This window comes from Candidatus Lokiarchaeota archaeon (assembly GCA_014730275.1).
Classification (GTDB): domain Archaea; phylum Asgardarchaeota; class Thorarchaeia; order Thorarchaeales; family Thorarchaeaceae; genus WJIL01.
Genome location: WJIL01000117.1, coordinates 23,544 through 45,820 on the forward strand (window position 1 = coordinate 23,544; position 22,277 = coordinate 45,820).

The 22,277-nt window shown below is 41.5% G+C and carries 15 protein-coding genes and 1 tRNA gene; 12 read left to right on the forward strand and 4 right to left on the reverse strand.

The genetic code is table 11. From position 1 onward, the window contains the following. Window positions 1-171: 171 nt before the first annotated feature. The 6 genes from GF309_12835 to GF309_12860 all read left to right on the forward strand — a co-directional run bounded on the left by GF309_12835 (window position 172) and on the right by GF309_12860 (window position 6,103). A complete protein-coding gene (locus GF309_12835; GenBank protein MBD3159669.1) occupies window positions 172-360 on the forward strand; it encodes a hypothetical protein in 189 nt (62 codons plus the stop codon). A 1,544-nt stretch (window positions 361-1,904) separates the two neighbouring features. After that, on the forward strand, window positions 1,905-2,270 hold the full coding sequence (locus GF309_12840) for a hypothetical protein (protein MBD3159670.1): 366 nt from the start codon (window positions 1,905-1,907) through the stop codon (window positions 2,268-2,270). Between the two features lie 266 nt (window positions 2,271-2,536). After that, the gene (locus tag GF309_12845) at window positions 2,537-3,562 is read left to right on the forward strand and encodes a hypothetical protein (protein ID MBD3159671.1); all 1,026 of its coding nucleotides are present in this window, start codon (window positions 2,537-2,539) and stop codon (window positions 3,560-3,562) included. Window positions 3,563-3,722: 160 nt separating this feature from the next. Continuing rightward, a complete protein-coding gene (locus tag GF309_12850) occupies window positions 3,723-5,393 on the forward strand; it encodes a hypothetical protein (protein ID MBD3159672.1) in 1,671 nt (556 codons plus the stop codon). Window positions 5,394-5,585: 192 nt separating this feature from the next. Beyond that, entirely contained in the window at window positions 5,586-5,792 is a 207-nt protein-coding gene (locus tag GF309_12855) for a hypothetical protein (protein ID MBD3159673.1), read from the forward strand. A 234-nt stretch (window positions 5,793-6,026) separates the two neighbouring features. After that, a tRNA-Glu gene (locus GF309_12860) sits at window positions 6,027-6,103 on the forward strand. A gap of 7 nt (window positions 6,104-6,110) precedes the next feature. On the opposite strand, the gene GF309_12865 is transcribed toward GF309_12860, so the two are convergent. Beyond that, a complete protein-coding gene (locus GF309_12865) occupies window positions 6,111-8,144 on the reverse strand; it encodes a hypothetical protein (GenBank protein ID MBD3159674.1) in 2,034 nt (677 codons plus the stop codon). A 206-nt stretch (window positions 8,145-8,350) separates the two neighbouring features. Here GF309_12865 and GF309_12870 point away from each other — a divergent pair, with 206 nt between their 5' ends. Next, a complete protein-coding gene (locus GF309_12870; GenBank protein MBD3159675.1) occupies window positions 8,351-12,037 on the forward strand; it encodes a DUF87 domain-containing protein in 3,687 nt (1,228 codons plus the stop codon). Here GF309_12870 and GF309_12875 read toward each other — a convergent pair. After that, the gene (locus GF309_12875; GenBank protein ID MBD3159676.1) at window positions 12,024-12,803 is read right to left on the reverse strand and encodes a hypothetical protein; all 780 of its coding nucleotides are present in this window, start codon (window positions 12,801-12,803) and stop codon (window positions 12,024-12,026) included. The two genes, GF309_12870 and GF309_12875, sit on opposite strands and share 14 nt — an antisense overlap. Window positions 12,804-12,966: 163 nt before the next feature. On the opposite strand from GF309_12875, the gene GF309_12880 reads away from it, so the two are divergent. The 3 genes from GF309_12880 (at window position 12,967) to GF309_12890 (ending at window position 16,321) form a co-directional block, all read left to right on the forward strand. Continuing rightward, on the forward strand, window positions 12,967-13,278 hold the full coding sequence (locus GF309_12880; protein ID MBD3159677.1) for a 30S ribosomal protein S10: 312 nt from the start codon (window positions 12,967-12,969) through the stop codon (window positions 13,276-13,278). 86 nt (window positions 13,279-13,364) lie between these two features. After that, on the forward strand, window positions 13,365-15,182 hold the full coding sequence (gene glmS / locus GF309_12885) for a glutamine--fructose-6-phosphate transaminase (isomerizing) (GenBank protein ID MBD3159678.1): 1,818 nt from the start codon (window positions 13,365-13,367) through the stop codon (window positions 15,180-15,182). Between the two features lie 518 nt (window positions 15,183-15,700). Then, entirely contained in the window at window positions 15,701-16,321 is a 621-nt protein-coding gene (locus GF309_12890) for a hypothetical protein (protein MBD3159679.1), read from the forward strand. Between the two features lie 28 nt (window positions 16,322-16,349). Here the strand turns inward: GF309_12890 and GF309_12895 are convergent, their stop codons facing one another. Both GF309_12895 and GF309_12900 read right to left on the reverse strand, forming a co-directional pair. Continuing rightward, window positions 16,350-17,666, reverse strand: coding sequence for a saccharopine dehydrogenase (locus GF309_12895; GenBank protein ID MBD3159680.1), 1,317 nt, complete (start codon window positions 17,664-17,666; stop codon window positions 16,350-16,352). 2 nt (window positions 17,667-17,668) lie between these two features. Beyond that, window positions 17,669-18,976: a hypothetical protein gene (locus GF309_12900; GenBank protein MBD3159681.1), complete on the reverse strand. Its 1,308-nt coding sequence runs from the start codon at window positions 18,974-18,976 to the stop codon at window positions 17,669-17,671. A gap of 762 nt (window positions 18,977-19,738) precedes the next feature. Here GF309_12900 and iorA point away from each other — a divergent pair. Together iorA and GF309_12910 are read left to right on the forward strand one after the other, a co-directional pair. Continuing rightward, window positions 19,739-21,628: an indolepyruvate ferredoxin oxidoreductase subunit alpha gene (gene iorA, locus GF309_12905; protein ID MBD3159682.1), complete on the forward strand. Its 1,890-nt coding sequence runs from the start codon at window positions 19,739-19,741 to the stop codon at window positions 21,626-21,628. A 2-nt stretch (window positions 21,629-21,630) separates the two neighbouring features. Further along, window positions 21,631-22,239: an indolepyruvate ferredoxin oxidoreductase subunit beta gene (locus GF309_12910; protein ID MBD3159683.1), complete on the forward strand. Its 609-nt coding sequence runs from the start codon at window positions 21,631-21,633 to the stop codon at window positions 22,237-22,239. Window positions 22,240-22,277: the final 38 nt, after the last annotated feature.

Consider the following 22,277-nt stretch of genomic DNA (forward strand, 5'->3'; position numbering starts at 1 on the left):
TTCGATTGATAGATTGCAGCGAAGATTATCATTGGTTAGTAGAATATCAATTGAAGTAGGAAATGTGCTTTCAGAAACTACTTGAAAGGAAAGGGTCAAAGTTGAGTTTCTAAAGGCATCTAGAGAAGAATTTTGTAACTTGAAAACTAGTGAATGATGGAGATCGATTGTATGCCAGTACATTCGTTCTTCAGAATACTTGGCTGGGGAAGATCCCAAGTGAAAGCAAAAATCATATGGGCCGGTGGAATAGGAAGAGTACACTATCCAGCTGAGAGTAGCTACGCCTTCAAAATCGGTCAAAGCCGTTGTCAAAGTATTATTCAGATAATCAGTTACTACAATCTGAATATCAGTTAAGGGCATATTCATTGGATTTAGGACAGTTGCATTCATTGCTATTTCGCTATCCAAAAAGGCCTGTGTCACATTTTCCGTAATGATAACTGGAAGATAATAGATAGTGAAATTATAGGAGAATGTGCGGCTAGTATAGAATATTGATTCATTGGAAATAATCAGAAGAGAGCTTTCGCCCCACAATTCCTGAGGGATTGAGTAGTTGTAACATAAAATTCCGGATTCATTTGTATATAACAAAGATGTAGATACGGAGTAGTTGTTGTTTGTAATCTCTAATGAAATAGGATGGTTTGCCACGTTTTCATTAGTCAGTAAATCTTGGAAAGACAAGATGAATTCAACATTTTTTCCTGCCAGCGCCTTACCTTTTATGGAAATATTAGAGTCAATAGGTCGAGTTTCAGCTTCAATTATCAAACTCGTATTTACGGATGCATAGTTTGGATTGGTTGCTTGAATAAGAACGCTATAGTTACCGGGAGGAACTTCAAAGGGAATAGAACAATTGTATTTGCCATCCTGCAGGTGGTCTATTGTTCCGTTTGAAAAGGCGGTTGACCACGTAAGCGAGCTATCAGTAATTGCTTTGTTTTTTCCATTGACGTGTTGAACAACTATATTTGCAGAATCAGAATGGTTTCCGTTAGAAGATAGGCAATATACAGATGGATCAGCAGATAGAACAGTAAGTGAAGAGTTGGCAGGCAAAATAGACACAATGAAAGAATCAGAGAAAGGAACGAAAGAATCGGTACCGTTGCTTTCTAGAGACAAGTTGTAATCTCCAGTCGGAAGACTTGCATTATTGAGATCGAAAAGGATATGGCCGGTGGCATTTACTGTCGGTAACCAGTTGGCAACACATCGATTGCCAGAGTCATATAGCTTTGCCATAACAGGAACACCTTGTTCAAACACGTCTTGATTGTACCTAGACCCCAATTTGAATACAAATGTATGATTCAATCCATATTCGAATTCAAGTGGATTGATTGGTGAAGCCAACAGATTGCCTCTTGTAAAATTGATTTGAATGGTTTCACTTTCGCCATGAGTGTACTTGTCATACATTTCAACATCGAACATAGCATGTCCAGTACTGCCATTGACACCAGGTGAAACGGTATTCGGGGTTAATACAAAAGAAGACTGAAGAATTCTAGGGTCGGGAGACGGAGGAATAAAATAAGCGTCTTCATAAATCTGCTGTGAATCCTCAGATACAGTAAACGACACATAACACCAACCATCACTCCCAAAATCTGCAGTAAGCTTCGCGGCCATTTCGATAGTCTCTCCGACTTCATAAACCATCTGATCTGTCTGGAAGTAATCGAGTTGGAAATAGAAGGCTGAAACTGGCATAACGAAAGCTAGAAGGACAACACATGATATTTGAATGAGTAGCAGGGGCTTAACTTGCATTGCTTCCACTATAGTTGATTTGTATGCTCTCTAAAAAAGGCCCCAAGCTGCTAACGACAAGTTTAATTCGGACCCCAAACGAGGGTTATTCGTCTCGATTATGGAGAGCTCTGGATATGGTTGTTAAACTTGAAAATGCCAAAATTAAATCAATGGAAGAAACTGAAACAAAGAATCTAAGGCTTTTAGAAATATCTTCACGTAAAGGGGAGGCAAATCTGACTCTTGAATTGCCAGAAGTGCTTTGCGAGACATTAGATTCAGAAGAACCAGTAGATGTGCACATCTCACCACGAGAAACAAAGAGGGGGAGCCAGTCCAGTATCTATGCCAAAGGCACGATTTTCAAAATCGAAGGCGAGGAGGATCTAAGGGTGGTAGGTTCTATTGGGGGGTTAAGAATGGTGATTAGCATTAAAGGAGCATCTTCAACTGAAAGACGATCATTTGAATCAGAAGAATTCTATATAGCTATTTCGTAAGCCTTGAGGGGAAAAGAAAAATCGAAAACAATTGAAGCGGTTTTTGTTCGTTCCCCTGGCATAGCATTGATAGTTGGTATCATTGGTAGGACTAAGAGTTTTTGGAGAATAGTTTCGGTTCACCCCCATTCCCAGTAGGCCGTCTTTGACTGGTAATAGGTAAGTAGAGATATGATTGAATGTATAATCCATTGTTTTCTCCGTACAAAGAAGTTGTGAAATCCAAAAGGGGATAGACTACACAGGATATAATCGGGTATTACGCTTTGACAGACAACTCTGCTGATTCATATCGAGAGCTTCTTGGCACTTGTCCGGATTGTTCTGGTGCTCTCGCAACAAGTGATGGATATATCGTCTGTCTAGACTGTGGACTAGTAGTATCAAGAGAATACGTAAATCCTTCATATCAGATGGGGCAACAGAAGTCAGATGATAGCCCCGATGCAGCGATGTATGTATCGTTAGGAAATAGAATGCATATAGTAGATGGGCTGGGAAGCTATATTGGATTTCACAGGGACAAATACTTCCGTGATTCTAAAGGTAGTGCATTATCAGGAAGGATTCAGAAGAAATTCCAACGTTTGAAGAGTGTATATAGTACTAGAATCAGAATAGGGGACGATGAAGCTAAGTATCGGGCACTACGAACGCTCAATCGCGTTTCTAAGCTCCTGATGATAAGCGAACAAGTTCGAAATCGAACCGCCTACTTGTACAAGAAACTGGTAAACGAAGCAGAAGACAAGATGACTAACAATATCATCTTAATTGCAGTTTGTCTTCTTATGGCCGTTAGGGAATTCAAAGAAGAGGCTCCAATAACGCTCGAGGAGATAGCCGAAACTTTCGATAAGTGTGGTCACAGGGTCAGTGTTCGGACCATAGTCAGGGAAGCGATTAATCTTCGGTCAGCGACCGGATATGTTCCAAGAATTCGAAAGCCGAGGGAATATGTGCCCAGAATACTATCTATGTTAATGAATAAGTCAGAAGTGGTTGAGAGAGTTCAATCAAGAGATTGGGAACCAAAGGAATACGAGAACAAGCTGAGGAAAATTCTAATGAAAATTTTGAGGGGATTTCCATCCTCACGAAGAGGGGGCAGAAATCCATTTATTTTTGCTGTGTCCGCAGCCTATGCTGCTGACAGAGTCATATCTATCAAAGCAGGAAAACAATCGGTATTAACACAGAAACTCACTTCTGAAGCAACTGATGTGGCAGAATATAGCATTCGTGATCATTTCGGAGTAATCAAGAAATGTATTAGGATAACAAGTCAGTAGTGTATCCAATCAGGAGGCGCAACTCAAACTAGATTTCTCAATTTGAAGGGGGGCTTAAATCCGTAGCCCTAAACCGGTGATGGGAACTGGAATCATCTCTGACTTCATTTCGCGGCGTGATAAACAACTAACATTGGTTCGTATCTTGATGTGAAAAACAATGGGCTCTGATACAGTTGATAAGAAGATGATGTCAAGAAACAGGCAAGATGTAAAACTATTGGAATGTCCTAAAACCCGTTGTGTTGAATGTGAAAGTTACAAAGAGGGGGAATGTCAGAGAATTCGCCAATGGAAAGAGCAGAAAGAATACGACACTCGTTTAGTACTACTTGAAACTGAGAGAGGCTATATTCATCTTGCGCCTTCAAATAGGAAACAAGTGAAAGGCCCCCCTTGGTTAACAAAGGGATGGGACTCGGCGTATTTGAGTCAAAGCGCGAGGCTTTCTTTGTCAGGAATTGTGGATGCATATCGAGTAGGAGCGTATCTAGTCTATTTCGTTAGAGGTGATCATAGCAAGGCACCAGTTCATCATGCAATACCAATGCTAAGAACACCGCTCGAACATTCCCTGTTTGAGGAGGTTTTTATGGAGTACCCCCAGATAGAAGGGGAGAGTCCCTTTGTAAGGGGGGGTTTGAATGATAGGCTAACTAACGAGAAGGAAATCATCTTTGATCATCTTTCTGAAATCATTCCTGAAATGAATAATGATATGAAAACACGAATTTCCCATATCGTTGCTCATCGCAAATCTGTTCTTGCTCCTATTTTCCCCCTCCTGTTTGACGAGGAGGTCGAAGAGGTTTTCTTGAGTAGACCGGGAGCCGATATCTATTTCGATCATTGTCGACTAGGACGGTGTGATACCGAAATTACCTTTGAGAATGAGGATGTTAATCGGTTTATGACGTTCATACGAGCTGAAAGCAACTTCCATCTTGATCATAACAATCCGTCATTGAAGACAGAAATTGGACTTGCTGATGTGCTCTTGCGGGTATCAGCTGCTATTCCCCCATTAAGCCCAGATGGACTAACTCTAGAAATCAGGCGTGCACGTTCGAATCCCTTTACCATTGTAGATCTTGTGAAGAATAGGACTCTCTCGATAGGAACTGCAGCTTTTTTGATATCGGCAATACATGCAAGAGCGAACATAACAATTACAGGTGAGCCAGGTAGTGGAAAAACTACTCTCCTCAATGCCCTTGATATGATGACTCCTCCCCACTGGCGGAAACTGTATGTTGAGGATGCAATTGAAAGTCGTCTATGGAAGAACCATAAACAGACAAGATTCAGGGTTTCGCCTTATGATGAGGGGAAAGCAGGGCTAAGTAAGACCCATGAAATTGTGAAATGTCTACATCGCTCTCCAGACTACATGATTCTTGGAGAAATTCAGACGTCCGAGCATAGCTCAGCTCTTTTTCAAGCATTAGCCGCCGGACTGCGAACCATCCAAACTTGCCACAGTAGGAATTCATCATGTTTGATATCGCGTTGGAGAGATTCACATGGAATTAGTGAACACGAGATTGCAATGATGGATTTGATAGTTACAATGAAACAGAGAGAACCAGGTATTTCGGACCGACATGTTGCAGAGGTAGCGAAGATTCAACGAAAAAGAGAGAATGGTTTGATAGTTTTTGACGGTTTGACCGTTCTCTATGAGAAGAGTGGTAAATCAGATTACGCTAATGTTCTCGAACTAGATGAAAGCTATATTCCCAAAAACAATGAAGGTTCGATTGAAGAGAATCTTGAAATGTTAGTAAGCGGGCATCATAAGGATTGGCCGCGAATTTTCGGTGAAATATGAGAAAGAATCTATATGCCTGGGGGATCTTGTTTCGGGGTCGATTTTGGCAGGTGAACGGTGAGACATTAAATATTCACACGGTTCCCAAAACTATAGGAAATGGTTTGTCATGATTTTCGAATATCAAGAGAATAATCCGACTCTGTTGGGTTAAAATAGTGCATTAACAACTTGCTATTGAGAATGTTGATAATGACAGGAAGAAGCAATCCTCTGCAAGATACTAGAGGCGGCCCCCTTGTTGAAGAGAGTCTATTGTTGGGAATAGCGGTTGTTACAGTTTCTATTGTAATTGCAGTTATATTGCAAGCTACTGGATGGGCTCAAGAGGTCATCTCGGATCTGCTTGGATTGTTAGAAGACAGTTGGAGCAATTTATCAGATCTGTTGAATCCCTAGCAATTTGATGTTCTTTCCTGAAAGCGAATCCCACTATTCTTTGCTTGCTTCTTTGTAAATGCAAGGATTCTTCCTCAACATCACAAATGTGAAATACTGCAGTAGGAGTTATTGGAGATTGATTAGGAAAATCAAATGCCGTTGAGAAAGGCTTATTTGAGCTGAAAATGGTGCTGTCCCGCTCCGAGCTGGCGCAACGAAGCTCCGGTAGAGGTCTTGGGTATTTGCCCTAAGGCTACCGAGTGTAGTCCGGCCCAGCATGAGGGACTCTCGATCCCTCGACCCGGGTTCAAGTCCCGGCCGGAGCACCAATTATTCCTATCCTAGGAGATATCTCTTTCTGAGAGGGGGCAACAAGACCAGTGAAAATGAGAAGGCTATGGATAAGGTGAAAGGAAGCAAACCAAAACCATTCGATTTACTAATATCGAAACCCGTTACTTCGATTTCGAGAAAACCATCGTAGTCTTTGATTCCTTGAGTTGATTCTATATGGTATTCTAGGGTGTAAGTACCTGGATGATTAGGAATTCCAAGCGAAAGATCCAACAAGCCACTTTTTGACGTTCTGGTGCGGTAGCTCTGGTTTAACCATTTATAGGTAGTCTGTAAGCCCTCAATCATAGAGCCATTGAGGGCTAGCAGCATCATTTTGACAGAAATTCGCTTCTCCATCGGTATGAATCGGGATGAAATAGACCATGGAACAACCGGGATGCTATGCGATACGTTAATCTGGAAGATTCGGGTTCTATTTAGAATGAAGCCAGATTTGTTTCCTCCATAATGCAGAGCAATGGAGTGGTAACCTTCTTTTTCGGGGATAGTGATGCTGCCCGAGATTTGGCCATTTCCATCACTATGAACTGCTCCGTACTCATTGTTATTCATCAGGATCTGAACTTCACTGTAAAATATAGGACCATATGAATCAGTCAATGAAACTAGAAAGGAGATAGTCTGTCCGGGTGCTGCATAACCCATTGTACTACAATATAGGAATTCGAATTCGGGCTGAGACCAAACATAAACTTGGAAAGAATAAGTATGATTCAATAAATAGGGCATATCGTAAATGTGAAGCAAAAGGTCTCTGCTTCCAAGTTGTTTTGTAAAGAAAATAGTAAAAGAATAAATTCCGTTTTCTTGTCGAATTCCTGAAGCATTCTCTCTTGAAATTGTATCAGTTATGGTTACATTTGCGCGTGGAATTGGGCGATTAAAAGCGTCGCGTAACTCCATCGTTATTATATTAGGGGAATTCACAGTCAGTGTTTCTTTCTCATCAAAATCTACGAAGCAAGGGCTTGATAATATGATTGTTCGAAAAGAGTCCGATGCTTCATACCGTTCACTACCATGATAGTGTATACTCATTGTATGATTGCCTACACTGAATGACTCATTGAAATGAACGTCTACGAAAGCAGTGCCATAGGTTGTAGTGAATTGAGTGTCATAATATTCATTGTTGATTCTAATCTCAATACTTGCATTTCTTACTGATTCTTCTCCTGATGATAGGGTAACAGAAAAGCGATGGCTATCGTTAAGTCTGCTATAGAGTGTGGTATTATCTGAGATGAAAATTTTCGTTGCCTTTTTCTCTAAAGTAAAACCAACACTTGAATGACTAGGCTGGAGATACTCAGTGGAGTTTCCGCCGTACATTATGTTGATTGTATTATAACCAAGATTAGCCCAAGATAGATTGCATTCTAAAAAGAGTTCGAATGAACCATTCTCGCCTGTGAAAGTAGATTGAATTGTTTGACCACCGCTCAAAAGCCTGATTAGTTGAGAATTCAAAGGAAATCCTGTATCGTCAGTCAGGCGTACAGACATGTTAAGAGTATCAAACGGATGTAGACTGTTGTTATGAATGGTTGGTGTGATAGTAGTAGATGATAGTATGGTAATAACCGTCCATTGTACTGATGGAGAAAGGGCCAAGGTTTCGTTCCCCCGGAAGGTTATGTTGAGGGTTGTTTCGCCTAAGGGATGGATAATCGGTATTTGCCATTCAACAGATGCAAAACCATTTTCGTCGGTTATTGAGGAACCAATATAGGTGTCGTACGTTTGGTCAAAAAATTCTACCTCTTGATTAGAAACTGGATCGCCGTAGGTTCCATTTTGAAGAAGGTAGCATTCAATGGTAATCTTTTCGCCTCGAGCATAAGCGGGAGTTTCACTTCCTTCGACCGGAACTGAATTGCATGACAAAAAGATGAAAAGCAATACAGCTACTATCATCACGAATCTTGATTCTGCTGAATCAAAACTCATCCTGATTTCTTGAGATGTGCTGTTCAACATTTCCAGATTCCAACCCAACTCATAATTTGACATGACTCTATTAACCTCGTACAATTCAGAGCGGGTGTATTTTGGGAAACGAGATTAGCGCGAAGATATGAATATCGAGTATTTGGTGACTTCATATTACTTAGTACGGTACATCTCAACAGGTCATCCTGATAGATTTAGCTTCTAAATGCGAATGGAGAGAGAAAGAATTGCAAACATGCTTGAAGGCCTGTGGGGTATCTTAGGAAATGGATATCAAGTTTTCAAAGTGTATACGAATCATATGGCCAATTTCAACCGTATCTTCAGTATTTTATTTTGTAATGGCATATATCCTACCAATCACAGACGTTGCGCCGCCATTAGCTGTACCTATGAGAGCCTTGGTCGAAAGTCTTCTTCTTCTATTTCCTCCGATTACTGGGGGCGTTGTGATAGGTTCTAGAATCAAATCTCAGAAGATATCCACGTCGATAGAAAATGATATTCTTGTTGTACAGCTGGACAGGTCTATCCTTGCAACCTGTGTTCTTCAACTCAATTCGGTTACCGAATCTGTGAAGATTGACGAAAAGGGAGAGCACAAATACGTAGTATCAGCACTTCTTGCACTTCGTGAAGGTATGGATGATTATACGTCTATGGCATATGAAGTGGGTACTATCAATCAAGAACCTTTCATCCGGCTATTCATAACAGCGCGGGGAGATTCAGTCACAAGCCTGCGACAGCAGCTCCAAATCGATTCTACTAGATGCGAAGCTATCTTACGCAGCACGCTCAATACAGTTGAGGTAAGAAGATTAAGAGGGGAAGAACTAAGAGAAGCTATTGAGACCATGCGTGAAACGAATCTAGAAACGCGACGAGATGACCGAACTAGCCGGGATGAAACTCATAAGAGAATCATTGTTGTTACTGGAACTCCGAGTGTCAATCCTAAAGAAGAAACCTCACAGATAGGAACGTTTCTAGTAGGTCTTCTAAGACAAGGATACAATGCAAGTCTGACTTGTGCATTCAAGCCTGCAAATCCCGGAAGGGAGAAGAGGGCATTGGAAAATCGCTGGAAGAAAATTCGTAGAAAGGAGCGTGAGAAGAGGGAATCGCTCTCTGATTATGCTATGAAAGAGAGGTTGCTGGAGGAGTACAAAGAAATAGGTAATGTTGACGCATGGTTTGAAGCGGGGATCTACGTAGTAATACAAGCTAACTCGCCAAATGAGTTGAGACTTGTTGAAGAAGGCGTTAGGGGGCTTCTAATATCGATATGGGGGGAGAAGGGGTCTATTTCACTAGAATCCGCGAAATTGGGAGGTAGAAACAGCTATCGAGTATTGAACAGACGAGCTGTGAAAAGTTCCAAAATACATTTGAAAAGGCTTGTTGCCTACTTCAACACACCGTCTCAGCAGCTGCCAGTAGTGTCAGGAAAGGCTGCACCATTCTTTTCTATTCCGGAAAATGAGATTATCGAAAATGAGTTGGTGATTGGACGAGCAGTATTCAATTCTCGATGTCTTGGTAAGGTAGGATTAAAGAAGGATTGGCTCAGAGAGCATATAGCAGTGATGGGAGCAACAGGCACAGGAAAAACCACATTGGTAAAGAGACTCATTGCCGAGTTAAGTATCAAAACGGAAGTCCCATGGTTAGTATTCGATGTAAAGGGTTCTGAATATTCGGATCTTCAAGAAGGCGGATTTGGGTCGGTTGATGTTTTGATCCCTGGTGCGGAAGATGATTTCGTTCTGAACCTTTTTGCGCCAGAAGGAGACAGTCCCGAAAGGCACGCACATATTACTTTCACCATTATCAGAGAGCTATTGAATGAGAGGGATGTTTCATCTGAGCTTTCACCAGCCATGGAAAGACTTCTACGAGAATCTGTGGAGAAAGTAGTCCTAGAAGAAGAGGAGAAGACAGTGGCTTCTCTTGAACGAAGAATCTCGTCTTTGGATGCCAGAAGCCGCATTTCCGAAATGACTAGGGATGCATTGATAAACCGACTTCAAGTCTTGTTCAGAGAGCCCTTAGCTACAGTTTTTGGACCGGGGAAAAGGACGTTAGAAATTTCAACATTACTTGACAGAAGAGTCATTGTAGATTTGAGTTATGTAGCGCGGATTGGCGGCATGGATGCAGCGAGGCTCTTGTACAATGTCATTGTGAAAAGAGTCTTTGATTCTGCGATGCAGAGAGGTGTAACTGAAGGGCTTCGACATGTTGTGGTTCTTGAGGAGGCGTACAATTTGGTGCCGGAGAGTTACACGAGAAGTTCAGCTGCAGATGTCACAACGGGAGAGTCCATGGTCATGCTTCAAAGAGCAACTGGACAGGCTGTCGTGGTGGTTTCAACAAGACCGAACATATCATCGAATATTCTAGCCAATACTTCTACGAAAATCACTTTTAGATTACCCTATGATAGCGCTGTTGGTAGAAAATATCTTTCTCTAGATGATAGACAGGAGGAATATTTACAGTCACTTAGCGTAGGCAATGCTTTGATTAAATTGCCAGATGTGAGTGTCTTTGAAATTGAAACGCTGATGCCGCAATATGGTCAGCAGGAATCTACATCACGTATTTGCAATCAGATTGACAATAAGATCAGTAAAGGGGCTGATTCTGTTTGTGTTGAAAAGGGAGAGGCACCTAAGAGAAGAGAACATGTCTTAGGAGAGATATCTGGATTAGTAACTGGGTATCTTGCATCCCATGATTTTGTAACGAAAGGGCAATTGGAGGAGTTCTTGGCCAATCTCAACTATGGTGACATTGATATGACACAGGAAGAGCTCATCGAGGAGCTCATATCACTTTCAATAATCCAGAGGGAGGCACTTCCTGTCGTTAAGGGGGGCTTTGTATTCTCTGTCCCGGGTAACGCCAACGAATCAATAGAAGCAGCAATATCAGAGTACATACTGGAGAAATCGAATGAGATACGCAAATTCGAACATGATGGTTCAGAAACCTCTCCTAATTTTCTTGTGGAGAGTAACGCCATTTTGATAGTACCTGAACGGATTAGAATATCATCTATTGAAGAAATACTTAGTACAATTAAAAAATGTATGAGGAAAATGGGGAATACAATTGAAGAATTGTATGTAATAGTTAGAGGAAGCATTGCGGCAGCGAAAGTTCGTGAAAGAATTGAAGGAATCGATGGATTCGATTCTGTAACCATCATACCTGCGTTTCAGAGCTCAATTGATAGAATGATCAGTACGTGCACGGGTTCCCAAATGGGTGAGAAATCGACTATTGAAAAGAGCCACGAAATTGAGTCGCCTTTGGAGCAGTCCAACAAGACAATCAAGAAATCGAAAGCAAGCATTGGTGGAAGAATCTGGTTTGGTTTATTGCGGGAATTCCTTTCCGTTTCTGGAGGAGCAACTGAGTGGGGGGATTTTCTCAGGTTCATTAGTACAACAGCCATTCAATCAAAAAAGGCAAGATCCGTTCCATTACATGAAAGCGATGGCATGCGAGCTCTTTCCCAGATGATCAAGGCAGGGGAGTGTCATCTTTTGAGATTGACCAAAGAGTCGAAACTGCACAATTTAGGGCCAGGTCGTTGGGTACTTGGAGCGAAGAAGTTTCGAAACATCAAGTCAATAGCTTTAGATAGTATTGAGCAAAAATTGAAAAGTATTGAGAGAAAAATCGTGTCGAATCATTATCCTTTCGATTTTTGTGTAGGGAACAAGTCTTATGCGATATTGCCTGAAAAAAGCAGACTGAAACGTATAATCAGTTCAAATTCAGAAGCAACCTGCGATTCATGTGAAACACATGAGGCGGTATGTATTTTGGGAGATTCCAGTGTAGTGGAAGATGATGCTACTATACCAGACAATGTAACAATTAGGTATTGGAGAGAAGGAATTTCTTCCAATTTAGGGAGTTTGTTCATGGTTGAATGAGTGTACAAACCGGTGTTTTACCTTTTAGAAGATCAGATAACCTGCCAGAGATATTCAAATTGAAGATGGCAATTCTTGTACTTTGATTTATGGTGAGTAATTCCCTAACTTTATTGTTCATACCCCCAGTGACATCTACAGATGAAGATGGGCCAGTGCTGGATAAGACTTCTTTCATCTCCTTGGAGTGTATTACAGGTATTACTTTTGCATGGGGAGTATTATCGGGATTTTCATCAAAAACGCCATCCACATCTGTTCCGATGTAAACCCCCAGTGGATTAAGTCTGTTGGCCAAGTATACTACAATTGTATCTCCACTCAATATGGAAGCTCCCAGAGTCTCATCAAAACATACATCACCATGAGTAACTACGAGGAAATCGGAATTCAGTGCTTTTTCAATCAACGAACAGGGAAAATGCCGTATATTGGTATCTCTGAGATAAGTGAAAGCGAAAGGTGGAAAAGCAACAGCCGGTAGACCTGAATCCTGCAAAGAGCCAACTACTTCCGAAGAAAGAAGTGACATATTCTTCCGGATTTTGGGTATACCAGCCAAACGTTTTCGCCTTGGCGTGTTAGGGTTGCCAAACCCATAACGACTAGCTGGTTGATGACCGTGGGCCCCACCGCCCAGCACAGCTATCATTGGGCCGTTGTGAATGCTTAGTTCTCGTGCTATTCGATTTATCCGATCCTTGTTGACAGATGGGGGATATTCGCCCTTGTTGGTAATTACTGAACCGCCGAGCTTCACAATCATTAGGTCATTCAAGAGACTAGCCTACCGGTATTTCCTGGATACGGAAACCAAATAACGTCTTTTACTCTTTTCTTTTGTTTCAAGGGACCATGCATAAGACAAGCTTTTTATCCAGATTGAAAAAGGTTGCAGAAGACACCTACCAAGACGGGTGCGATTCCAAATGTCACAAAGAGCAAGAATAAGGTTGTCAAGTACGAGCACTGAACATCTAGATGATGTATGCAGTCAGATTAAGCGCATTACCCGCAAGACAGGTGTCCGTATGGCCGGACCCATTCCCTTACCTACTAGAAGAATGGTTGTTCCTACTCGAAAAACTCCGTGTGGACAAGGATCCCAATCTTGGGACAAGTGGGAGATGAGAATCCACAAACGCTTGATTGATATTGATGCGGACGAAAGAGCCATTAGACAAATCATGCGTGTAAAGATACCAGATTCTGTATACATTGAAATAGAGCTTACTGGTTAATGGAAAGCTTTCCCAGATTGAAGCTTCTTATACGCATTGGCTTCAGTATTTGAAGTTGAACAACGAGATATCAGGAGAATTTCAGCGTGTGTGGTATTGTAGGTGTCGTCCAAAAGCGTGGAGAAGTTGCACCTTTTCTTCATCAGGCATTAAAACGACTCGAGTATAGAGGATATGATTCAGTAGGTTTGACAACCATCTACGAAGGAAAGCTTCACACTAAGAAGGATAAGGGAAAAATAGACGAGGTTCACAAACGACTGAATCTCGATGATTTGCCAGGAAAGATGGGAATAGGCCATACTAGATGGGCAACTCATGGCGTTCCTTCTCTTGTAAACGCACACCCACATTTTGATTGTGATAACAGAGTTGCTGTTGTGCACAATGGTGTAATAGATAATTTCATGAAGTTAAGAAAAGAATTGAAGAAAAACCACGAATTCGAATCGGAAACAGACACAGAAGTAATTCCTCACATGATTGAAGACCTACTTGAACAGGGTTACGATTTGAAAGAAGCTGTTGCTGAAGTCACGACAAGAATAGATGGCACATATGCAATAGTAGCTATGAGAGTAGAAGAACCAAATCGTATAGTTTGCACAAGAGATGGGAATCCCCTGGTGATTGGGAAGGGAGAAGATGCATCATATGTCTCATCAGATATTCCGGCTTTTCTTCCTATGACAAGAGACATGATTCTTCTGTTGGACGGAGAAATTGCGACAATTACTCAACAGGATATTGAAATTGAGAAACTCTTTGATGGTTCTAAAGTTGAAAGGGATGCTGTAAAAATCAGCTGGACTGCTGACCAAGCCGAAAAAGCGGGTTTTCCTCATTTTATGCTGAAGGAAATTCATGAGCAGCCGGATGCCGTACGGAACACTCTCAGACTCCGCAACGAAACAATTGAGAAGGCCGCAGAGATGATTTTCAATTCTGAGCGGATTTATGTAATAGCGATGGGAACTTCAGGTCATGCAGGAATGGCCTGTAGACATATGTTTGCATCGATATCAGAAATCGTTCCGGTTTTTGAGCTAGCAAGCGATTTTGAAGACACAATATATGATACCTTGTCTGAAGACGATTTAGTACTAGCAATTACTCAGTCAGGTGAAACTACTGATACGGTGAGCGCAGCTAAGTATGCGAAGAAATTTGGTTCAACTGTTATTGCAGTGACCAATGTTGTAGGTAGCTCAATCACGAGGGTAGCAGATCACACAATAATCACACAAGCGGGACCGGAAATTGGAGTGGCTGCTACTAAAACATTCATGGTCCAATTAACTGCGTTGGCCCAGATTGCTATTGAGCTAGGTCGTTTTTCCGGGTCAAAAAAGGAACTCATTGAGAGAAAGGAAAAATCCCTTGAGGAAATCCCTGAGGTAATATCCACGGTAATAGCTACAGAAGAAGAAAAAGCAAGGAGCGTAGCTGGAGTATATTATGATGTTCCGAGTCTTCTATTCTTAGGGCGTGGTATATCTATAGCAACAGCTCAAGAAGGTGCACTCAAACTAAAGGAAATTGCGTATAATCATGCAGAAGCCTATAGTGCAGGGGAATCCAAACATGGTCCAATAGCATTGGTTGAAGAAGGATACCCAGTCATTTTTGTTGCCCCCAAAGACCAAACAAGGGAAAGGCTTGTTGGAAATATCATGGAAATGAAAGCGAGGGGAGCTTCTATCATCTCAGTGATTGAAAAAGGAGATGAAGAATTGAAGGACCTTTCGGATCATGTTTTCGAAGTTCCTCAAGGCATTGAGCCTGAGTTTTCAGTAATGCCTTTTGTGATACCGTTGCAGCTATTCAGCTACTACATGGCTACAAGAAAGGGATATGATCCAGATAAACCGCGTAATCTGGCCAAATCTGTAACAGTACTGTGAGAAATAACATCGTAGTATGGCGGGAATATGTACACACTTCACACTATCTACACATATTCACATTGATTTACTGTGAATGGCGCCAAGAATGTGAATACAATTTTTCTAACAAAGTGGAAACAGTTCTAATATCAAAATAAAGAGCCCATAACTTTGATTACCCATGTGAATAAGGCCACCCCTTCGTTTCCACTGGAGATTGGCTACCAGAGTTATGAAGCATTATTTCAAGTATTCACAAATCCGATAACAAAGTGAACACACGAAAAATTGGAGAGATTTTCTTAAAACGTATTTTAGTAGTTATAGGGTTCATTTTTACCCAAAAAAGGTCTATAATGACTTATTTTATTCTTTCAATGGAGACAGAAAGTTTTTTGGTAGTATATTGCGCTATGGAGCTACTATCGAGGTATATATGATTCACATACTCACACTTATTTGCAGAGTCAATTGTAAAGATGTGAATGGCTTCCTAGCAGGAGCAACATCGACAAAAATGGAGCTGTGGAATTATCTTGGATGAGAGCGATAGAACACCCTATGTATACGAATTCACATACAGCTCTGGTCCAGGTTCAAGAGAGATTTTTGAATGCAAGTATGTTCAACCGGATGAAGCTCTTAATAGATTCAAGAAGATTTTGAGACTTACTGAGAATCCCTTTGATTTCAAGATTCTAGTACATGATGAGGCCACAGGAGAAGAATCGAGTTTCCAAATCCGAGGTTCTGTGGATGAAATGTTTGAGAAATTCCGGGTGTTTCTTGAGACTAGCACAGGTTATGAATTTCACGAAGAGGAAGCAGTGCAAGAATCGATACTAGATGAAATTCATTTCGATTCCATGAGCAACTTCGAAAAGATGCAGATGGTAATCTATGCATCGTTCAAACATGGGAAATTCTCTTCATTGGACGTTGCAGAAATCTATGAAACTACTTTTGGCGAAAAAATGCCAAAAAGCACTGCCTCAACATACCTTGCAAGAATGTGGGACGATGGGGAAGGAGATGTAGAAAGGTATGGAAACAGGACAGGGTACACATATAGACTCAAGACTGAACTGAATCAGGTTCAAAGCGATATCAAACGAGCTGAAAAAATCCTGTCGACATTCCAGATACAAAGAGAGTGAACTGAAGATAGTGAAAGGCCAGTGCTACTCATACTGGTTTCTTTTGTTCTTCAAATTCGATATTATGCTTCTCCAGCTCATTCAGGATTGGATCGTATATTTCCGGAACAGTGGGGCGGAATACTCCTTTCAGATTGATTTCATTTTGCAAAATCATATGACTGGCAATAGCAACCGGTAATGCAACTGTTCTCGACATAGAAGAAGGACCACCAGGATGTCCATAGTCAATTAGTGTGGAGGTAATTTCCTCTTTCTTGTCATCATAGTCAACAAGAAATTGATGGCGCATAACTATCATGTCACGTTCATTTGGACCGTATTGCAGCTTCTCCTCAAATAGGTTGCATAACGCATCTAAGGGCGTCGGGGTCTCCTTAGGGATGGTCTTGTCCTTGAACAGACCAAGCCATTCTAGTCTATCGAGTACAGGACTATCCGGATCTAAATTTGCAGCTCCTGTAACAGCTGTTCTCAAATTATCTTGAGAAGAACCAGTCAAATCACGGACCAAGTCGTTATAGGTCATTCCATCCAAATCTTGTTCTTCGAGGCTGAGGAGACCCAAATCAGTAATTGCCTTAAGAGTTCTGCACCAACCGGGATAGCGCAGGGTCCCTCGAATCATTGTCTTTGTCTCAGGGATGGAGTAAATATCAATATAGGAGATACTATCTCGATTCGGATAACCTTCAAAGGTTCCTAATCCTGGAATCTCCATTTGTTCACAGTTTCCGAAAAGCTCAGAAGCAGGAATATCAACTTCCCCACCATCGCGGAGGAAATGAGCATCGTTAGTTCCTGCAAGAAGCACGCCTCTTGGACTCCAAGAAAGTTTGTAGCCAAAGGGATTATCATTATCATCGGGCGCAGGAAGCCCACCTGTATATGAAGTGAAACTCTCAATCTTGCCACCTTGGTTGTGAACCGCGTCGATGATTTTTTTGGCGCTCATGTGATCAATACCGGGATCCACACCACATTCATTCAACAGAATGATATCGGCTTCTTTGGCATCATCGTCTAAAGCCCACATTTCATCAGAGATGTAAGAAGTGGTACAGAAATGAGTTTCATGCAAGATCGCAACTTTCGCGGCTTGCACGTGGAAAATATAGGGCAGAAGCGAGCAAACTAAATCAGCACTTGAAACCATCTTTTCTAATAGTTCATGATCTGTTTTGATATTGAATCGTTTCGCCTCGGCATTATCATAGCTACCAACGAGTTTCTCAGCTTTTTCTTTTGTTCTACTAGCCACAACTACATTGTAACCATGGCCGCATAAATAGTCAACATATGGTTTTGCAACAAGACCTGCACCCAAACATAAGATTTCTTTCACGTCTATTCCTCCGGTAGATGTTCTTTCAGATATTCAAATTCGTTTGTTAAATCTCCTTTGTAGACAATAATAGCATCCCTAAGTTCACGAGGAAGCTCTAGGTCTGTGTAGGACGATGAAAAATCAGCTGAAGCAAGAGAGGGGACAAAAGGTAAGAGAGTTTCGCTGAAGGAATACGAGGATTCCTTGGGTAATTCTGCAGGAAGATTGTCTACAGCCACCACTACAGGACCCTCACCTTTCACACTGTGTACAATTCTATCTTCTTTGACAATATATGTGAAGGCAGGTTTGTTTGGTTTGGTAGAAGTTTCAGTAAATTCTATTGCGCCATTTATATCACAGGATATATCTCCAACAATCCTGAGTTTGTCAACACTTTCCTTCCAATGTTCTCTCATGAAATCCTTCGTTAAAAGTCGAGGATACTTGGGACTCCAATATATACAGTTCATTAACACAGTAAGATACGGAGCATACCGATGAAATTTGCCCTCATAGGCCTTCGAACCTTTCGCATAATAATCCTGTAAATCAAAATCAGTACTTTTGTCGATAGGTCTGACCATATGTTCTTCCCTGAAAACACACTTGTACAAGGTATGTTCAAGTGGCTCTAGATTGTCCAGATCTTCAGGATTTACGGTCTTGTGTGGAAGAACGTCAAAGAGTTTCTGTGCTCCAGAAGAAACATTTCCATATCCAGCGAAGCCCACTACAAATGGAAGAGTAGATTGGGGAAGACCCTGGTTCTCTATTCTTTCACCCAGTTTCTTGAACTCTTGTCGAAGCTCGCCAAGCCCATCGCAATCGAGAGTTGCCTTTAACTCTAGAAATGGATTAGGATCGAGTTGTTCATACTGAAGTCTTTGACCGAGAAGCCTCAGTGTATCAGAGATTCCAGCCATGCCAGCCCAGTTGCCAAAATAGACGAGCCGCGATCCTTCATCATTGACAATAAGCTCATAATCGAGAAGTGTTGCGCCAGTATTCATTATATGTCTGAGCATGGGCATATTATGTTCTTGACCTTTGATTGTATGACTAAAGAAAGCATAGACTTTGTTAGGTTCAAAAACAGAATCGGGCATCTCTTTAAGACCAAGGATAACCGATGCGTCGCTACCCTTGACTTTTGATAGAGTTGCGCCTACATCTTTGTATTCTTTGTCGTCGAAAGCTCGTTGGTCACTCGGTTCAACAATAAAATCAATGCTTTCATCTGAAATGAGCTTGCCTACATGTTCAGGTACCAGAGGGGTTCTAGCTTCAAAAGCTTTCTCTTCCTTGCGAATAGCGAGAGTAACCATGCATTCACCAGCTTTCAACAAATGTCTTGGTGGATATTGAATGTCGCTAGAAACATCGATTTAACATTTTCCTCTCAGAAACATATTACAGACTTTGAAATTTGGAACAGGTGTTCTACTATTTCTGGTGAGCGCAGTGAAATTGTACCTATTTCTATATGATTGTAATAGCTCAAAAGGGGCAAATTCCAAAAGGGTTTCATTCACAAAGAAGCTATATGGCTACAAGTACAAATGGAAAACTACGGGAGGATATAAGGAACGTAGAAAACCCGGTCTTCTCGACACGTGCAAAGATGCAAGAAGAGTAAATGATTCTGCTATAGTAGTTCCGGAGATATGTTACCAGGAATGTTTAGATCTCTTCAACAGATTTCAAGATATACTTGAATTCCGTATTTTTGAAGTAGTCAACGAGATATTACAATGAAAGAATATAAAGTTGTTACACGTGTTCCACTTTTCTCTATGACCCCCTTGTTTCATGTAGAAAAAATAAGAAGAAATAAGAGGGTCTATGGAAAGGTATATATATAAGTTAGTCTATATTCATTTTATCTCCATTTTTCTAAAGGATAGACAACTAGCTTTTCAGCTTCTCCATTTTTCATTTCCACTGGAAATAGAGGGGAGTTACTCATGTATTACAGATAATACAACATTAGAACACGTGTAACAAATCTTCATTCACCACAAGACTGATAGCGTAACTTAATTTTTCCTGAAGTTGAAGTAGCCTTGGCCCAGATCGGAGGCAAATAATTGACAAAAGTTGATACTCTTTTGGAAGATACACCTGGAAAGGAAGTTCTACTATTGGCTAACGAAGCCATTGCAAGAGGGGTACTCGAATCTGCTGTTCGTCTTGTGGCATTATATCCTGGAACCCCAAGTAGTGAGATTGGTAACAATCTTGCCAGAATGGCACCTCATCTTGAAAACTTCTACTTTGAATTTAGTTCGAATGAGAAGGTAGCCATGGAAGTTGCAGGTGCTGCCGCCATTTCTGGAGCAAGATCCATGATGGTTTGCAAGGGACCAGGACTTAATGTTGCAGCAGATCCATTCTTCTCGCTAGCATATGTGGGTGTCAGGGCTGGCATGGTTATTGTCGTAGCTGATGATCCAAGTATGTGGAGTTCCCAGAATGAGAACGATTCGCGATACTATGCCTTAATGGGAAACATGCCAATGCTTGAGCCTGCTGATCCTATTGAGGCGAAAGAGATGCTTCATAAGGCGTATGAATACTCTGAACGTCTCGAATTACCCTTTCTTCTTCGTACGACTACTCGTGTTAATCATACGCGTGCCCCAATCATTTATGATGACATTCCAGCTCGTCCTGAAACGGTATCTTTCGAAAAGGACCCTTTCCGTTTTGTTCCCGTTCCAGCTGTGGCTAGGAAACGACATCCATGGCTTTTGGAACAAATAGAAAAAGCTCGAGAAATTTCCAACTCCTCCGAACTCAATTTCTTTGAGAGTTCAGGAGACTTCGGTATCATTACTAGTGGAGTCTCGTATAACTATGTTCTTGAAGCGTTATCAACAATGGAAATCGATGCTGAGATACTAAAGATTGGGATGTCACATCCTGTTCCAGATGAGAAGATTAAGGAACTTCTCGGTCGACATGAACGAATAGTCATCGTTGAGGAGCTTCAGCCTTTTCTTGAAACTCATGCCCGAAGAATAGCCCAGCTACAGGAAATTAATGTAACCATCCTCGGAAAAGAACAAGATTACTTCCCTGAGGTATACGAATATACTCCTAAGATTGTAATGAATGCATTTTCAAAAATGATGAATCGGGAGTCACCTGTTGACTGGGAAGACATCGAAGATACCAAGAAGGAGTTACCAGAACTCCCTCCTCGTCCCCCTCTTCTGTGTCCCGGTTGCCCTCACCGAGCAACTTACTACGCAATTCGAACTGCTACTCGTGGAAAGGCCATCTATCCTTCAGATATTGGCTGTTACACGTTGAGTATTTCTCCTCCCTTGGAAACAGCTGATATCCTCTTTGATATGGGTTCTTCAGTTACCACGGCTTGTGGAATTGCTCGCGTAACGGATCAGGATGTTGTTGCTTCTATAGGTGACAGTACTTTCTTTGCTTCGGGTTTGCCGGGTATCGCCAATGCTGTCTATAATCAGCATCCAATAGCCCTTGTAGTACTAGATAATAGAACTACTGCTATGACTGGACATCAACCCCATCCTGGTACAGGCTTAACTGGCATGGGGGAACAGGTTCCCGGTTTGGATATAGAAAAAGTCTGCGAGGGTCTGGGTGTTCGATATGTAAAAACGGTCAATCCTTTTGATTCAATGGCTGATCTTGTAGCAGATATCCGACAGATGTTGGACTGGATACGTGAGAATCAAGCACCTGCTGTGATGATTTCAAAGGCTCCTTGTGCGCTTCTTACAGCTGCAGAACGAAGAAGAAAAGAGGAGCGCCCTTCCCCCTATTACGTCGATGAAGAGACTTGTACGGGGTGCAAAAGATGTCTCAATCGCTTGTCTTGTCCTGCCATGTATTTGGATACGGAAACAGGCAAAGCAGCCATTGACAAGGATCTCTGTAACTTCTGTGGTACTTGTGTGGATGTATGTCCTGTAGGAGCCATTATGCAGGAGGAATAAAGATGTCTAGTAATAATCGTAATACAATAAACATAGTGATTTCAGGTGTCGGAGGACAAGGTGTTCTCACCTTAGCAGAACTGTTGGCGAAAGCTGCCCTAAACGAGTCATATAACGTACGAGTCGGAGAAATTCATGGAATGGCTCAGCGGGGGGGACATGTAGTTTGTACTGTGAGGATTGGGCCAATGGCAAAAGGTCCTATCGTTGATGAAGGCTTTGCTGATATTTTGGTTGGCTTTGAGCCAGTAGAGACTCTTCGAGAAATAAGTAGAATCAAAAAAGATGGTCATGTTTTGATGAGTTCACATATTCAGTATCCGGTTGCGGTGTCAATGGGGAAGGCTGAGTATCCTTCAATTGATGAAATAACTTCGAACATAGAGAAGCTCACGAGCAATATTACTGAACTCGATGCAATGAATCTTGCAAAAGAAGCGGGAAGTTCTCGAGCAATGAATATGGTTCTTTTCGGTGCTATAGTAGCTACTGATTTGCTACCAATTACGAAAGAAACTGCAATTGATGTTGTGAAGAAGAAATTCCCTGGCAAATTCGAGGAAATCAATGTAAAGGCAATTGAATTGGGATTCTCTAAAGTTGTGAACTAGATTTAACTGATTCTAGATTTAAGAACTTGATCAATCAT

Coding starts and splice junctions, on each gene's coding strand:
- GF309_12835 (MBD3159669.1), top strand. CDS start 172: ATGCCAGTACATTCGTTCTTCAGAATACTTGGCTGGGGAAGATCCCAA.
- GF309_12840 (MBD3159670.1), top strand. CDS start 1,905: ATGGTTGTTAAACTTGAAAATGCCAAAATTAAATCAATGGAAGAAACT.
- GF309_12850 (MBD3159672.1), top strand. CDS start 3,723: ATGGGCTCTGATACAGTTGATAAGAAGATGATGTCAAGAAACAGGCAA.
- GF309_12855 (MBD3159673.1), top strand. CDS start 5,586: ATGACAGGAAGAAGCAATCCTCTGCAAGATACTAGAGGCGGCCCCCTT.
- GF309_12865 (MBD3159674.1), bottom strand. CDS start 8,144: ATGTCAAATTATGAGTTGGGTTGGAATCTGGAAATGTTGAACAGCACA.
- GF309_12870 (MBD3159675.1), top strand. CDS start 8,351: ATGGATATCAAGTTTTCAAAGTGTATACGAATCATATGGCCAATTTCA.
- GF309_12875 (MBD3159676.1), bottom strand. CDS start 12,803: ATGATTGTGAAGCTCGGCGGTTCAGTAATTACCAACAAGGGCGAATAT.
- GF309_12880 (MBD3159677.1), top strand. CDS start 12,967: ATGTCACAAAGAGCAAGAATAAGGTTGTCAAGTACGAGCACTGAACAT.
- GF309_12900 (MBD3159681.1), bottom strand. CDS start 18,976: ATGGTTACTCTCGCTATTCGCAAGGAAGAGAAAGCTTTTGAAGCTAGA.
- GF309_12910 (MBD3159683.1), top strand. CDS start 21,631: ATGTCTAGTAATAATCGTAATACAATAAACATAGTGATTTCAGGTGTC.